The sequence below is a fragment of the Paractinoplanes globisporus DSM 43857 genome (genome assembly GCF_000379645.1).
In the GTDB taxonomy this organism is placed as follows: Bacteria; Actinomycetota; Actinomycetes; order Mycobacteriales; family Micromonosporaceae; genus Actinoplanes; species Actinoplanes globisporus.
The window spans coordinates 40300-54811 of record NZ_KB903335.1 but is presented as its reverse complement, the minus strand read 5'-3'; the positions used below and the strand labels follow the sequence as shown (position 1 = coordinate 54811).

14 protein-coding genes and 1 pseudogene are annotated in these 14512 nt (G+C 64.4%); 8 read left to right on the top strand and 7 right to left on the bottom strand.

Annotated features, from left to right (window positions below):
* A partial coding sequence (locus A3CQ_RS0141360) for a HEAT repeat domain-containing protein (protein ID WP_026206781.1) occupies nucleotides 1–580 on the top strand: 580 nt, incomplete at its 5' end.
* 301 nt (nucleotides 581–881) lie between these two features.
* Here A3CQ_RS0141360 and A3CQ_RS61410 read toward each other — a convergent pair.
* Nucleotides 882–1439: a hypothetical protein gene (locus A3CQ_RS61410; RefSeq protein ID WP_157296947.1), complete on the bottom strand. Its 558-nt coding sequence runs from the start codon at nucleotides 1437–1439 to the stop codon at nucleotides 882–884.
* A 158-nt stretch (nucleotides 1440–1597) separates the two neighbouring features.
* On the opposite strand from A3CQ_RS61410, the gene A3CQ_RS63830 reads away from it, so the two are divergent.
* The 5 genes from A3CQ_RS63830 to A3CQ_RS55890 all read left to right on the top strand — a co-directional run bounded on the left by A3CQ_RS63830 (nucleotide 1598) and on the right by A3CQ_RS55890 (nucleotide 6078).
* Complete coding sequence (locus A3CQ_RS63830; protein ID WP_020516849.1) at nucleotides 1598–1732, top strand: hypothetical protein; 135 nt, start codon at nucleotides 1598–1600, stop codon at nucleotides 1730–1732.
* Nucleotides 1733–2017: 285 nt separating this feature from the next.
* Nucleotides 2018–2365 carry a helix-turn-helix domain-containing protein gene (locus A3CQ_RS64140; RefSeq protein WP_020516848.1) on the top strand — a complete coding sequence of 116 codons (348 nt, stop codon included), beginning with the start codon at nucleotides 2018–2020 and terminating at the stop codon, nucleotides 2363–2365.
* Nucleotides 2325–3386, top strand: coding sequence for a protein kinase domain-containing protein (locus A3CQ_RS59780; protein ID WP_169516356.1), 1062 nt, complete (start codon nucleotides 2325–2327; stop codon nucleotides 3384–3386). The genes A3CQ_RS64140 and A3CQ_RS59780 overlap by 41 nt, the downstream gene beginning before the upstream one ends.
* 3 nt (nucleotides 3387–3389) lie before the next feature.
* Complete coding sequence (locus A3CQ_RS61405) at nucleotides 3390–5198, top strand: tetratricopeptide repeat protein (RefSeq protein ID WP_157296943.1); 1809 nt, start codon at nucleotides 3390–3392, stop codon at nucleotides 5196–5198.
* Nucleotides 5199–5550: 352 nt separating this feature from the next.
* A complete protein-coding gene (locus tag A3CQ_RS55890) occupies nucleotides 5551–6078 on the top strand; it encodes a hypothetical protein (protein WP_157296941.1) in 528 nt (175 codons plus the stop codon).
* A gap of 186 nt (nucleotides 6079–6264) precedes the next feature.
* Here A3CQ_RS55890 and A3CQ_RS61400 read toward each other — a convergent pair whose 3' ends face one another.
* A complete protein-coding gene (locus A3CQ_RS61400; protein WP_157296939.1) occupies nucleotides 6265–7137 on the bottom strand; it encodes a hypothetical protein in 873 nt (290 codons plus the stop codon).
* Nucleotides 7138–8102: 965 nt separating this feature from the next.
* Between A3CQ_RS61400 and A3CQ_RS0141325 the strand changes: the two genes are divergently transcribed.
* Together A3CQ_RS0141325 and A3CQ_RS0141320 are read left to right on the top strand one after the other, a co-directional pair.
* A complete protein-coding gene (locus A3CQ_RS0141325; RefSeq protein ID WP_040433952.1) occupies nucleotides 8103–8411 on the top strand; it encodes a hypothetical protein in 309 nt (102 codons plus the stop codon).
* 110 nt (nucleotides 8412–8521) lie between these two features.
* Nucleotides 8522–9532: a hypothetical protein gene (locus A3CQ_RS0141320; protein ID WP_157296937.1), complete on the top strand. Its 1011-nt coding sequence runs from the start codon at nucleotides 8522–8524 to the stop codon at nucleotides 9530–9532.
* 472 nt (nucleotides 9533–10004) lie between these two features.
* Here A3CQ_RS0141320 and A3CQ_RS55880 read toward each other — a convergent pair whose 3' ends face one another.
* From A3CQ_RS55880 to A3CQ_RS55870, 5 genes and pseudogenes are all read right to left on the bottom strand, one after another.
* A complete protein-coding gene (locus A3CQ_RS55880) occupies nucleotides 10005–10682 on the bottom strand; it encodes a hypothetical protein (RefSeq protein ID WP_085944371.1) in 678 nt (225 codons plus the stop codon).
* A gap of 206 nt (nucleotides 10683–10888) precedes the next feature.
* Entirely contained in the window at nucleotides 10889–11377 is a 489-nt protein-coding gene (locus A3CQ_RS58215) for a hypothetical protein (protein WP_157296935.1), read from the bottom strand.
* A 654-nt stretch (nucleotides 11378–12031) separates the two neighbouring features.
* Complete coding sequence (locus A3CQ_RS63350) at nucleotides 12032–12181, bottom strand: hypothetical protein (protein WP_245577584.1); 150 nt, start codon at nucleotides 12179–12181, stop codon at nucleotides 12032–12034.
* 408 nt (nucleotides 12182–12589) lie between these two features.
* Nucleotides 12590–13531: a MarR family transcriptional regulator gene (locus A3CQ_RS0141300; protein ID WP_020516839.1), complete on the bottom strand. Its 942-nt coding sequence runs from the start codon at nucleotides 13529–13531 to the stop codon at nucleotides 12590–12592.
* Between the two features lie 421 nt (nucleotides 13532–13952).
* Nucleotides 13953–14432, bottom strand: a pseudogene (locus A3CQ_RS55870) (M23 family metallopeptidase); the annotation flags it as partial.
* Between the last annotated feature and the right edge of the window lie 80 nt (nucleotides 14433–14512).

The window sequence follows — 14512 nt, the reverse complement described above, 5'->3', positions numbered from 1 at the left end:
GGCGCTGACCGAGCCCGTGATCGCCACCCTCACCCAGCTGGCCACCACCACCGACATCGACCCATCCGTCCGGGCGCAGGCGGGATCCGCGCTGGCCTCCGGAGAGGCGCTGACCGAGCCCGTGATCGCCGCCCTCACCCAGCTGGCCACCACCACCGACATCGACCCATCCGTCCGGGCGCAGGCGGGATCCGCGCTGGCCTCCGGAGGGGCGCTGACCGCGCCGGTGATCGCCACCCTCACCCAGCTGGCCACCAGCGACACGGAGTGGTTTGCACGGCGAGACGCCGTGCGTGCTCTCAAAGCCGCCCCGCCCCTTCAACACCTCCAGAACGTATTGTTTTCATTGCTTAACGACAGCGACAATGATGTACGACGTGAAGCGGGACGCGTTTTGGTCGAAATCTCCCTGCAGCATCCGGAAACTGCTCCCGTCGTGCGTGCAAGGCTCGCTAGTGCGTGTATCGACCCGCATCTGAGCAAGAAGGACGACCACGAGTCACGGCCAGGATGGGACTACGCATACGATGCCCTACAAGACCACATCGACAGGCTGACACAACCGATGAGCGCGAACTAATCTCCGCGCATTGTTCTGCCGCCGACAATGCGCGGCGCATGGCTTTGGGGCGGCAGTGCGACCTGCCGAAAGCAATTCGTGCCGCCCAGTAAGCCTGCCCGGGCGGCGCAAGTTGTGATCAGGGCAGTGTGTTCGGTGGGGGTGCCGAAGCGGGTGCGGGCCGAGCCAGTCGCAGCGCGGTACGAGGTCGACCCGCCGCGCGCGCACCACGTCGGCGCCTTTCTCGCGCTGGAGGACCGTCTGACCGTGGACGCCGGAGTACGCCAACTCCCTGGACTGGCCCGACGCCTCGTGCACGGCGTCACTTATCCGTGGTCGAAGGAGTCGCGCCGCGTAGTCGTGGCTTCGCCCCTTGGTCCTGGGGCTGGAAAAGGTCGAAGGCTGACTCCGGCGGCGTCGCGCTCGTCCGGCGTAGCCTGATGCCCCCACGATCCGCCGCCGTCACCATCCATCCGTCGAGTTGGAAATCCCGTTCGCCTATCAGGTTCTTCATGAGGGTCAACGTGTCGCCCAAGTTCATCAGTTTCTGTCCGCGCGCGGGCTTGATGATGATCTCGATTGTGGTCTTGCCGTTGGTCGTTATGCCGGTGACCCTCGTAGAGCCGGTCGGCTTGATGAACGGCACACGTGCTCGATCACCGAGCCGTCGCGCGAGACGCGAAAGCTGAGCGCGCTGAACCCTGCAGAGTGCACCAAGCGCGAACTGCATTGCGAGGATCGGGCGCTGCCATCGAGCGGCGCAATCCAGCACCGACGCCCATTCCTCCGCGTAGGCCACAGCCTTGTCGCTTTCACCGGCAGCCCACATAAGCGCAGCCCACCGGGTCACGCGAGTGACAGCTCCGTCAGCGCTCGTCATGCGGGACCTCCTTGCGACCGGTGTCCTGGGACCCATCCATCAGCAACATGGTGGCGCTCAGCTGGGCGGACGCGGCGCTCAGCTCGGCATGCATTGCGGCGTCATTGGCTCGACGTGCCCGCTCAGCGAGTGTACGGGCCCGGTAGCCAGCGATCACGATGACGCCGAGCAAGGCGATAGATCCGGCGGTCCATTGCCACGACCCGTATGCCTCGGTGATCACCGTGCTGCTGATGCTCGGCGTGATGGCGTTCTACATCCGGCAGATGTTCCGGATCGGGGAGGTGGACTGACCCGGGGCATCGTGGGATCGCTGGCGTACGACGACGTGCCACTCTGCCGCGTCTGATGGCTGCAGCGTGCACCCGTTGCATCGGGTACTGCAGCGGCGATGGCCAGCCTTCCGAAGAGTGACTTCGCCAGCGCAGTTGAGGCGGAGGGCCCTACCCGACCCAAGATGCCCGTTTCGACGGCGGCGCTCCTCCCCCACCGGCCAGGCCACCGCGTCGAGCTACTTCCCGAGGTCCGTTTGACGGATACGTGTTGCCAACGTTGGCAACACCGCCTACCCTTGACATGTGGCGAAGAAGGACACTGCGGCCGACCTCTTGCGCTCACTCCGTGAGGCACAGGGGCGAAGCCTTCGCGCCGTGGCAGATGAGGTTGGGATTGCCCCCTCTCAACTCTCACGCCTCGAGCGAGGCGAGCGCTCCCACACGAGTCTGGTGGGTCGCAGGCTTGCAGAGTATTACGGAATAAGCCTAGAACTATTGGACCTTTTAGAAGGCCGGATTCCGCCGGACGTAGTGGAGATCCTCATTAATCACCCCGAGGAAATTACCTATCTCCGAGAGAAGTATGGCGATATTCAATCGGGAGATAGTCTTGACGAGCAGCCACCCTTGGACCGAGTTCCTTCAAGATAACGGACTCGGGCCATATCGTCTAAACGATTTCAGGGGAGGAGGTGTTTCCGGTCTGGTTTTCGAGGCAGTGGACAGCAGAACGAACCGCAATGTTGCGCTCAAGGTCCTGATTCCTGGTGCGTCCGGCGTGGACACGCTTGAATTCGAGGACGAAGGCCGCATGTTGGCGAAGCTGACGCGCGCCTCAAATGTAATCGACTACTTCGAATCGGGCGAAGAGATGGTGGTCGTTGACACCGCTCGAGGACTCCCGATGCCTTTCAGGTTCCACGTCCTTGAAGTGGCAAATGGCTGTCTCGAAGAATTTGTAATAAATGACGAATTACGTCAAAGACTGCCCTGGGAAGAAAAGCTTTTGCTCTGGCGTGGCGCGGCAAAAGGAATACACCAGATGCACCTGAACGGATGCGTGCATCGCGACATCAAGAGCAGCAACTGTCTCCTCGTGGTCGGGGCGCAACGCAGAACCGAGTGTAAGATTTCAGACCTTGGCAAATCACGAGACCTGTCTACGCCCGCTCGTCTGCCACGAGAAATGTATCTGGCGAGTCGGGGAGACTTGCGTTTCGCCGCGCCTGAGACCCTTTACTTTCAAGGGCAAGAGACAGAAAAGAGCTTCAAACTAGCTGATCTTTACGGTTTGGGCTCGTTGTTCTACGAACTGGGAACGGGACAGGGCATCACCGCCGTGGCGTTAGGTTACGGGCCTGACGTCTTCAATCGTAACCTAGGGCTCTACCGAGCCGGCAAAAGGATCGAGCTTTCAGGACTGCGTGCTCAGTACTCGGCGGCATTAGCGCTGCTGAGACCTGAGCTACCACCTCAGATTAGGGAACGCGCGATGTCACTGGTAGCGCAACTCTGTGATCCAGTACCAGAAGCGCGCCTTCCACGAGTAGGGTTAGGTCGAAGGCGATCAACGGACAAATCCCTGGAATGGCTGCTTCAACAGTCCGACATCCTAATAAGGTCGTTACAAAACACCCACTCAAAGAGCGCCTCACGTTCGGGAAGGAGATAAGCCATGACGAACTTTGGCAGCACCGTTGATGTAGATTCGACCACACCAGCAACTGTGACAAAAGACAGAGCCGTTCGGCCAAGCCTCCTTCCCAAAAAAGAGTCACAGCTACCCACGGGTGTCGTCAAGAAGCCTCGGCTCGATGACGTCGACGCACACGGACTCGAGGAACGATGGGCTGCGTCAGTCAAGCGCAACTTGACCAAGTCCCTCGCCATCGCAAACGCAAACCCAGACTCAATGATTGCCGCGGCCCGGCTTGCGGAAGCGGCTCTCCTTGCCGGCGCCCGGAACGAAGCAGTCGAAGCCGCCGTCAAGGTATTGACCATCGGTCAAAACCGCACTCACCACGTGGACGCGGATATTCGCATTGAGGTGCCGGCGGCGTACCTAGCCGCCCAGGTGTTGATACGGCTCGATGAAAAATCCGCAGCGGAAGAGCACCTCCGAGGCTACGAATCCGTCCCGGTCCTGGCGCAGCTATATGCAGGAGTTCTGATCGACGGCGCACGTCACGAAGAAGCGCTCGCGATTCTTCACCGCCTAGACGCATCCAAGTTGCCTGGAGTAGCCGGCCTACGCGGCTATGTCTACGCAATTCGGGGAGACTTCCACCGCGCCATCACAGAGCTCCGACTGGCGCAACGAGTCGACCCCAACGACTCAGATGCAGCAGTTAACCTAGCAGTGGCCTTCTGGGGCCTTGGCTCCCCCAGAAAAGCAATACAGGCCGCTCGACGCGCTGTTAGAATTTCGCCCGGGCGTATTTCAGCAGCCGTTACCCTTCTTAGCTACCTCGCACAAACGCGCGACTTCGAAGGTGCAGGAAGGGAGATCAGCAAGTTCCGTGGCATCGGAATCGAAGAGTCGTGGGACCTTCTCACAGTGGAGTCGCTTATCGCGGCGAACACAGGTAAGAGTAAGTCTGCTTTGGCGTTGCTTCGTCGCGCTCGTCAAGTCGCCCAGACGGCGGGCAGCGAAATCGACGCTGCGGCGCTAGAAGGACGGATCGCCGTCTACGAATTTCGCAGCGGCACGATTGATCAGGCGGAAACACTCCAGAAAATCAGGTCTGCCATACGCCGAGCGCCGACACTTCCGCTTCTCGTGGCACTTCTCGCCGATACGTTAGAGAAGAAGTCATCGGGATATGAAGTCGAGCAGGCCTTGGGTAGGATTGATCGCACCATAGATCCATCCATATCACGTGCAATCGACTGCCGACTTGCCTTTGTGAAGGGAGACTTCACCAACGCTTGTAGCCTCGCCCTAGAATGGAGCGAGCAAGAGCCGCTAAACGAGCGGGCTGCCCGCCTTTCGGCTTTGTGGGATGGCGGCTTGAATGAGCAATGGCAGAAGTCAGCTGAGCGCACGGTAAGCCTATTGAAAAAGATTGGACCGAGTCCGTCTCTAGTAAACGCTGCCGCGTATTCACTAGCTTTGGCCGGACGCGGACGGGAAGCACTTCCTATTCTCGCGACAATCGCAGAGCCCGACTACGTTCTCATGGCGACAGCGGGACTTGTTGAGATTTCGATCGGGAACCTACAGGCGGGCTTCGATCTTTACCGGCGCGCAGCAAACCAGGCTGACACCCAAAAGAGCGCTCCCAGCCTGCGCCTTCTGATGACGCTCCACCAAGCCATGGGCCTTCGGCGCTTGCGGATCGAGGATTCTAGCTGTGGACTAGTAAGAGCCTCAGCCCTACCTCCGGTCGACCTTCCAAGTGACTGGCAAGACGATTCGGAACTCCGATTTTTGGCCGAGATTGCACGTCGCCACAAATGGCGATGGCCTGTAATGGTCGACTAAGACAGATGCCTTGGCTTACACGAGGGCGCGTCGACGCGATTCCGGTCGGATATCTCCCACAGTCGTCATAGCAGACCGCCCCCGCGCCCAGGGTCCAGCCTGTCTGGCTTCGGGAGAGCTTTATGTCTCGAATGTCTCGTCCGGACGTGTCGGGCCCCAGTTGATGCGTTGCGGATCGGGGTCAGTTGATCCGTGACAGCTCCGGCTAGCAATCTCGTCAGTTGTGCACCGGGTTGGCGGCTGGGCTGTCCGTCAGCTTCTGGTGTTTGTCGGGATTGTGGCTGTAGCCGGTGACTGTTGTGTGCGGGTGTGGTGGGGATCGGGGCGGTGTCGGCTGGGTGGGGTGGTTGTGGTGGTTGATGTGGTGGCGTTGGCGGCTGCGGCGGTGCCGTCGGCGGTGACGGCGTTCGGGTCGTCGGTGTTGTCGAAGGCGACGGAGTCGTCGGCGGATGCGACGGTGCGGTTGGGTGGCAGTGTGTTGCGGCGGGTGCTGGGTCGGCGGGAGTCGGCAGCGGCGGTGCAGCAGGCGGTCGATGAGTTGGTGCAGGCGCCGGGTGATGGTGAGCGGGTGACGGTGTTGAAGGCGGAGTTGCGGCGGGCGTTGCAGGCCGATCCGCAGTTGGCCGCTGATGTGGAGGCGATGCTGGGGCAGGCGGGTGTGTCGATCGTGGTGTCCGGTGATCGGGCGGTGGGGGCGCACACGATCTCCGGGATCGTGCAGACCGGCGATCACGGTCAGGCCACCCAGATACCTCCCAACCCGCCCGATCCGCCGGTGAGCGGACCGGACCCCGCCGCATTCGGGCCGGTGACGACGGCGGCTGGCGAGCGGTCGGCGGCGTGGGGTAGTAGCTCGGGGATTGTGCAGACCGGATCGTGATAGGTCCTTTAGGTCCTTTAGGTCCTTTAGGGACCGGTGAGAACTTTCTCTACATCTTCAAGGCGCGGCTTCGGGGATCGACGCCTTGCCGCTTCGCTCACGGCGTCGACCCCGGCCGCGCACGTCGCTACGGCAGATACGACGAAGCCCCGGTCAAACGCCTTGCGCGGCTGGCCGGGGCTTAATTCAGGGGAGTCGCCGCTTTTCCTCTTCGGTAAACGGGCGGGGCTTGCCTACCCAGCGGTCAGCGATCTTTCCGGTTCGTAAGGCACGAAGGTCTTCCGGGTCTAGATCATCGACCATGACGACATGCGTCCGGTGCCAACGCTCGTAGCGCCGACGCGCTCGCCTATTCTCTGCTGCGTCGTCCGACTCCGGATCCTCGTAGGCTTGGCGACTAAGCCTCTTTTCAACCTCGGCGTACTCCTCATCGCTCATAGACGCCTGAGTTTTAATTGGCGGACCAGCGAAGACGACTTGCCCGCTACCCAGCTCAAGATAGACGCCGTAGACGGTCTGGAAGACGCGATGGTCGCGGAGAACTCCGTTAAGGAAGCCCGTCATTTGTTCCTTCTCATGCAGCACAACGATCTCTTCGCCAGCCTCAAGCCGCCTCGGCAAAAGATCACCCCATGGGCTAGCGGCCGGCGGGGGTTCGAATTCGAACGATGTACCAAGGCATAACTCGACGACGTAGCGACTCCTGCTGATCGTGACGGCCGCTCGCCCGCTATTCCTGACAAAGATGGCGTTGACTGGCTCCCAGTCGTGCTTCTGGTCTGGGGCGCCCACCTCGGGCTGCTTCTTTTTTGTGGACGTCCTCTTGGGTGTTTTGCGCCTCTCCCACGGATCGTTCTCAATCCGCATGATCTTGGTACGCCCGTCCTGAAAGTACACGTGGAGAGTTCCATTCTCGTCCACGAAGCCCTGGCCAAGTTCAGCTCGGATCTCAGCCGCGCTCTTTCGGAATGATCTAGCCGCCCAGGTAATCGACCATACAAGTCCGAGCAGCGTGAGAGATACGCCGATGATCGAGAAGGTCAGTTGTACCCCAGACATGAGGTTCAATGTATCTGTCTGTCGCACCCATTGACACTCCACGCGACGGTCACGTCGCGAGGCGGGCGCCCGCATCCCCGACGCCCGCAAACTTCGCCTCCGGCGGGCAGGATCTCCGACCCTGCACCCGGCGATGAAGCCTCCGGCAGGGCGCTCGGGGAAGAGGCCTCCCGTCACGCGCCTGAGGCAATCAGACCGCGTCGCCGGTGGCAAGCGGTGGAGCGTTGCTTGCCACCGGCGACGCGGCCCGATTGGGCTACGCCCGCGCGACGGGAAGCCTCCTAGCCCCTCCGCGTGAAAGTCAGATACACCCGCACCTCGCCGGAATAGCTGCCCGGGTGCGTGCTCGCCCGGCAGATCGTTTCGCTGCCGAGACTCTGCGCGAGGCACTGCTGAAGCTGGCCCCTCTGAACGGCCACCACATCGGCCGGACCGACGAGGCGAACCGCCAGGAGTGGACGGATACGGCTGGCCACGACGAAGTTCCCCTCTCGGGAGAAACCTGGGAGACGATCTTGGAAGTTGTACCCGACGACACTGGGCTAGACCAATGGTGACCCACGCTGCTACCAGGCAAAGTAGGCGAACGCCCATGTCAGAGAGCCAGCCTGACCTAGTTGACACGGAAGAGGTCGCCGGTTCGCGGTCGTTGGCCGACGTTTGGGCGGCCGCTTGGAGATCCTTCCTGGGCCGTCTGTGGGCCGTCCGGGCCGTTGCTGGGCCGTCAAACGGCGACCAGCATTGACCAACGTCGACCAGTACTGGCGTTCGAACTACCAGCTCAAGGGCCATGAACAGCACCCTGAGTAGGAGGCGGACGAACGAGTCGGCCTGTACGCCGGATGGAGTTGCCGAGTTCCCGAGTCGGCGACCCAGTCAGGAGCTGCGTCGGATTGACGGCTCTCCGCTAGTTCTCTGCCTACGCCATGTTGATAATTCACCGACAGTTGCGGGAGGTAGGCGTCATGTCAGAGGTCATCATCGTCCAATTCGAAAAGCACGACGAAGAGTTGACAGCAGCGATCCGGGAGGCCTTCGGCGAGCAGGCCGAATTCATCGAGGCGAAACGGTTCGACGCCGGCTTCGGGGAGTATGTACAGGCACTGCTACCAGTAGTGCCGGCGGTGGCGCCGCTCCTAGTCGCGTACTTCACCCGGATCCGCGAGCCCAAGGCACCGAAACGAGTGATCGTCACTAGCACCGGCGACATGACCATTGAGGGCTTCAACCGCGCGGACGTCGAGAAGCTGATCGACAAGACGCGTGAGGAGTAGGGCACGAGATGGACATCGGCCGATATCTCCAGATGACGACCACCCTGGACCCAGGCTGGGAGCAGATCCCGCCCGACCCACTCCTCGAGTGGCTGGCCGCGAACCTGGCCATGGAGATCCAGGTGGTGCCGGTGTCTACGTACGACGCCAGCCACCAGAGCCTCGCCCTTTCGGGTCAGGAGTACATCGTTTGGGACGTCGCGCTCGACCAGACGGTCCTCGCTGTCCTAGGGGGCGTTCAGTACGCCGAGGGTGCGGACACCACCGCGGCGCGGGCGACCGCCAGCCGCCACCTGCGCCGGGTGCTCTTCATCTACCTGTCGCGCAAGCTCCGGCGGTACGAGCACACCGCGGCGGCCTTCGGGCGGCTCGCCGCGGAGGAGCCGCCGATCTCCGGCCTCCCGGTGTTCGCCGAGCAGGTAGTCGGCGAGATCTACGACATGCAGCGGATGCTGATGTTCTTCCACGAGGCCGCGCACGCCTTGTTCCGGGCCCGGCCGCTGTTGCGCGAGACGACCGTGATGAGGACCGAGCAGCTAATGGCCGGCGTCGGCGGGCTGCTGACCCCGGATGAAATCGCTGCCCACCACCCCGAGTTCGCCGAGGAGGCTTCCGCCGAGCAGAGACGCCGCTTTATCGAGGAGTTGGCCTGCGACTACCAGGGCTTCGGCCTGACCTCGTTGGCGATTCCGTTGGCGCCCGGCCTTCCCCGCCGAAGCTGGCAGGACAGCATCGGCATCCTGTACGGCGCGAGCGCCGCGCTCGCCACCATCGAGCGCGGCCTCAAGCTGGCCACCAGCAAGTGGGCCGCGTTCGCTCGGGCCACCGGGGACGGCCGGGAGATCGTGAACGACGCGGTGGTCCTGCCCGACTATCTGACCGAGCGGCCGGCGTTCACAGTGCGCCGGTGGAACGGGCTCCTCGCCCTTCAAGCGGTGCTGAAGGCGCTCGGCGCCGAATTGCATGTGGACGCATACGCCTGGCAGGACTACATCCTAGCGAAGTGCGCGGTTGTCGACGAGGCCGTCGAGCGTTACCTAATCGGCGGCTTAAACGAACTGGCTTCGCTCGAGTTTCTGGCGAAGGTATTCAGCCGCGCCCACCTCCACCGCTCGGGTTAGGGCTACTCGAGGTCGATGAGCTGCTCAGCCTCCGGCGGCCCTGCCGGGGGGCGGCCTGCGGCCGGCTCTTGAGGGTCGAGCCTCCGGCGGGCGCTCTGGGAAGCGCCTTCCCGCCACGCGGCTGCGGCGACGGCCCAGGCTTGCGTCGTCGAGTGACTGCAACGCGCGGCCGAGCGCGATCATGTTGTCGGTGCGGAAGAGTGGCGGGTTGGCGACCCGTAAGGTTCGCATTGCCCGATATGTAGGGCTGGCAGAGTAGCGCGATACCTGGAACCTCACCATGCCGATTCGGCATTGCCATCAGATGGGACTGTTGCAGCGGGCCGGTCGTTTCGACTTCAGGCCCCCGCTCCCTCAGGAGCGCACTCTTCCGCGAACAACGCGCTGTACACTCACGCTCCGTCACTGTGCGTGATTGAGGTTACTTGTCCCCAGCGAGGTTAGAGCCTTGCCGGCTCACCGACCCTGAAGATCAGTTAGCCGCGCGGGATGACCTCTCACTAATTTCTGTCTCGGTGTTAGCCGCGCCGAGAAGTCTTTGTGCTGTGCGTTGCGAAATGCCGAGACGGTCGGCGAGGGCGGCACTGAGACCTCGCCGACCGCGGCCGGCGGTGTGCGCCTTGGCGAGGAGGTCTGCGGCGGCCTCGAGCCGCGGGTCGCCTGCGTAGGGGTGTGGTTTGTGGGGGCCGGTCGTGCCGGGCGTGCGTCCAGTGGATTGGCGGCCGGTGCGGGCGTCGGCGAGGTCCCAAACGGTGCGCCGATACCAGCGTCGCCGTTTGCGTCCGTCGGAGAGGATTTCGATGTCGTCCGCGCGCTCGTTCAGCTCGTCAGGAAGGTTGCGGTACGAGCGGTATCCGAAGATCTTCGCTGCTTCTCCGGAGCCAACCAGCTCGTTCGGGTCGCCGCTGCGGTCGACTTCGGTTAGCTCGGCCAGCTTCGCGGCCTGGTGGGCCGCATGGAAGGTCTCGATCTCGTCCAGCCAGAACCATTCATGGCCGGATTCGTCGGTGAAGCCGTCCGGGATACCGAACTGGACGCGGTGGCGCAGCCAGTGGGAGACCGTGGTCAGAGCTACTCCGGTGTGCTCGGCGATGCCGTCCCGATCGAGGGCGGCGCGGTTGTCGACGTTGCGGCGGGCCACGACGGTGATTCTCGCGCGCCTGGGCGGGCGGCGGTATACGTGGCGACAGGGATCGGCGCAGGGTAGATCGGGAGACACGAAACGGCTCCGGCGAACCTCCATCTCGTGGAGGCCCCACCGGAGCCGCTTCGTCCTTCATACGGGCGATGTGCTGGCTCGGCCTTGGCGTGGTGTACCTGGGTTCGGCAGGTGGTATGCCGGATAGTCCGAGCCGGTCAAGGCGGGGTGCTGTTGGGTGCCCCGGGGACAACGGGCGGGACCGGGGCGGTGGCGACGATCGGGCCGACGAAGGCGGGGATGGGCAGGGGCATACCGTCCGCAGGCTTGAAACCGATTCGGTCGAGGGAGACTGTGGCGCAGACGATCGTGCGGGTGCCGAGGCTGAGGGCCTCTTTGCCTGTGAGCACGACGTTGATGCGTAGGCCGTGGGTGTGGACGACGCGGAGTTCGACCTTGCCGTCGGGTAATGGCCGGACCGGCATGAAGTCCTCGACGGTGGCCCGTATCGCTAGCGAGGCCTGTACCGCACGTTCGATCGCGGCGTGCTGGCGTCCCGCCGAGCGCTGCCAATCTTGCGCCGCGTTGTTCAGCAGAACTTGCTCCTCGTAATTGTCTTCGTGCTGCGCGGCCACGTGGTTCGCCGTCGCGTTACGCCAGGCTTCACAGAGGTAGTCGATCATCCTCATCAGCTCGTCGGATGTCATGGTGGGCGCCTCCTCCCGAACGGGCCCGGGGTGATTCGCGTCGGGGTAGGCCGAGGCCGGCGCCGTGACGGCGACTCGGTCCGGCGCCGAGGTTGCAGTCCCCGGCGAGGTGCGGTGGCGGCCTTCACGGTCGGTGCTCATCAGTCGGCGTTCTGGCTGAGGGCGCGGGACTTTGTGTCTGTGCCCGGCGGGACCGGTCCGACGGCGAGGGCATCGTACTGATTCGACATGTCCGCTTGGTTCCTTTCGTGCACGATGTCGGGCGGGCGGGTTCCCGCCCGATAGCCCGGCAGAAGCCCGTCAGTAACAATGGTTCCTACCTACACGGCGGGTTCAAGGCGCTCTACCGGAGTCGGTCGAGGTTTCTGCGGCGAATCTGGGGGCCCGTGATGCCACCGGCGCCGCCCGCCCTGGGATGCCGGGTGCTGGACCCGTCTGCAGCCGGTACGCGGCGTGCGCGGATGTCCTGCAGCGCACGACGGAACGCGGCAAATCGGGGTCGGATGGGTGACCCCGGCGGGCTGTGCCCTGGGCCGGGGCCGATCGGGTGCCGGGCCGTCCGGCAGATCGGGTCCCGGCGGCGGGTCGGCGACCGGCGGGCCATGACGCGGCCGTGCCGGTGCCTGGTGCCGCACGGTCCGCTCGGCGGTCGCGTTAGGACGGCGGGTTGTCACCGACGTCACGGGTGTGGCGGACATCGGTGATGACGATCGCCGGGTTGTCGGCCAGCAGGAGGGCGCGGGCGGTGTCCCATTGCGCCGCGCTCATCCTGCGGGCGATGGGGTCGAGTGCGGCAGCGTGCATGACCGCGAGTTGGATTCCCGCGCAGTCCCGGCTGTCAAAGACCGCGAGGGTTTCGCCTCCGGCGACGACATATACCCAGTGGTCGGTAGCTGGTTGTGACGCTGGGTCGGCTACCGGTTCGGCGGGTTGTGCGCCGTGCAGACCGATGACCGGGCACAGCGGTGTGCCGTCGAGGTGGGACGCGCCCGGCGTGGGCGCGAACCCACGCAGTGGCCATTCGTCCGGTGGCACCGGGCGTGTGGTCTCGTCGCAGACCGGGCAGCGCAGACCCGTTCTGGCGGATTGGCGGGGTGGGGTGGTCATTGGGTTTCCTCTCGACCGGTGGGCATACGGGACCGGGGCCGGGCATAGTGCCCGGCCCCGGCGGGGTGGGATGGGTATCAGGCGGTGGCCTGTTGCGATGGCGGGTTACTGGCCTTGCAGGCGGGTCATCAACGCGAGGACAGCCTCGCTCGGGTCCGGGGCGCTGGTGCTCACGGCGTACATCGCCGGTGCCTCGCGGGTCATGACCAGGACATCGGCCCGAGCCAGCTTGTCCATGGCGTTGGCGCACGCGCCGGGGCTGCGGCCAAGTCCGAGCCCGACAGTCCCCGGGGTGAGTTCGTGGTCGGGGCCGAGATTGCGCATGAATGCCTCGACCATGTTCTTCAGCTCACCCGGGGCGAGCCGGGTGGACCCGTCACCGTTCACCCGGCTCCCGGCGCTGGTCGTGGTCGCCGGTACGGCGGTGCGCGGGAACGCGCGTGTGGTGGTGCGCACGCGCCTGACCTGCCCGCACGTCTCGCAGACGCCGTGAGCCGGGGCGCTACCCGGGTCGACGGTGATCAGGTCGGCCTCGGGGACACCGATCCACAGCTCGGCGTCGTTCTCGTCGATTGGCAGCCGGTAGGCCGCCCCAGCGATCTCCATCGCGACGAGGACCTTCTCGGCCGCCGCGATGGTCAGGCCGCTGATGCTGATGGCGTCGTCGGCGGTGATCCCGGCCGGGTTGTCGGCCAGCACCTCCGCCATGAGCAGGACCTTCAGGTCCGTCCGGCGCGGGCGAACCGGCTCATCCGCGACCGAATCCGCGTCCACGGCGACCTTGTCGGCCGTGTCGGGGTCGTTGTCGGCGGGCGCGTCCGGCTCGGCGGTGGCCGGGATCGGGTGCCAGAGCTCGCCGTTCTTGGTTCCGTCGCCGGGGGTGCGCCGAACGGTGCCAGCGGTCGCCATGGCGGTCAGCGCCTTGGTGATGACGGGCAGGCTGCGACCGGTCGCCTCGGCGACGTCGCGGGTGGTGATGCCGTCCGGGTGGGCGGTCAGGATCGCGGCGACGGCCTCGGCGGCGGTCGCGGCGGTGGTTTCGGTCATGGTGCAGATACCTCCGGAAAAGGGAATGGGAATAGCGTCATCGCAAATGCGGTCGGCTATTGTGTGGCTGGGCGATTTCATCGCTCACATCCATGGACGCTCTGCGCGCGCCGAATGTCAACCCGCTATTCCAAGACTCTTTCCGGCTGGTCATTGAACACCCGACCCTATTTCCTAAGCCGATCCAGTACCCAGCGCGACAGCGCATTTGGTGGCCCTGCTGTGGCGCGTCGCGGCCGATGCGGCCGCCCTGGCAGGTTGGGTCTAGGTAGGCGTGCCGGACCCGGCATGCGGCGTCCGGGAACCTTCACGGGTCTGCGAGAATCACCTCCGCGCCGGTTGAGTCGCCGAGGACTATCGGAATACCTCGACCCCGCCGGCGAATCAAGCCGGCAAAAGTGTGAAGAATCACTTTCCCGGATTACAGGGAAACGCCTTTTCCGGCCATGAATGGGATCGGGTCGGTGGCGTTGCTTTCGGTGGCTGGGTAGTTCTCGTGGATCTCGTAGTGCAAATGGGGGCCGGATGAATTGCCGGAGGTGCCGACGTAGCCGAGTGGCTGCCCGGTTGCCACGATCTGGCCGACGGTGACGAGCGGGCGGCGGATCATGTGGCAGTAGCGCGACTCGATGTTGCCCGCGTGCCGGACTTCGGCGTACCAGCCGCACCCGCCGAGGCCCGGGTACCCGTCGGTGTCGCACGGCATCACCGTCGCGAACGGGGCATCCCACGAGTGTCCGGCGATGTTGCAGCGCACCCGTACTACCGTCCCGGCGGACGCGGCGCGGATCACGGTTCCCCGGGCGGCGATGAGGTCGACGCCGTCATGGCCGGGCCGGGCAGCGGTCCGGAACCCGGAACCGACGGTGCCGACCACCGGCCGCGTCCACCCCGCCGAACTCACCACCACCGGACCGCAGCCCGTACGACACCTGATCCCTTCCCCGGCGAGGCTTCCGGACATCGCTTGCACAGTCCCGG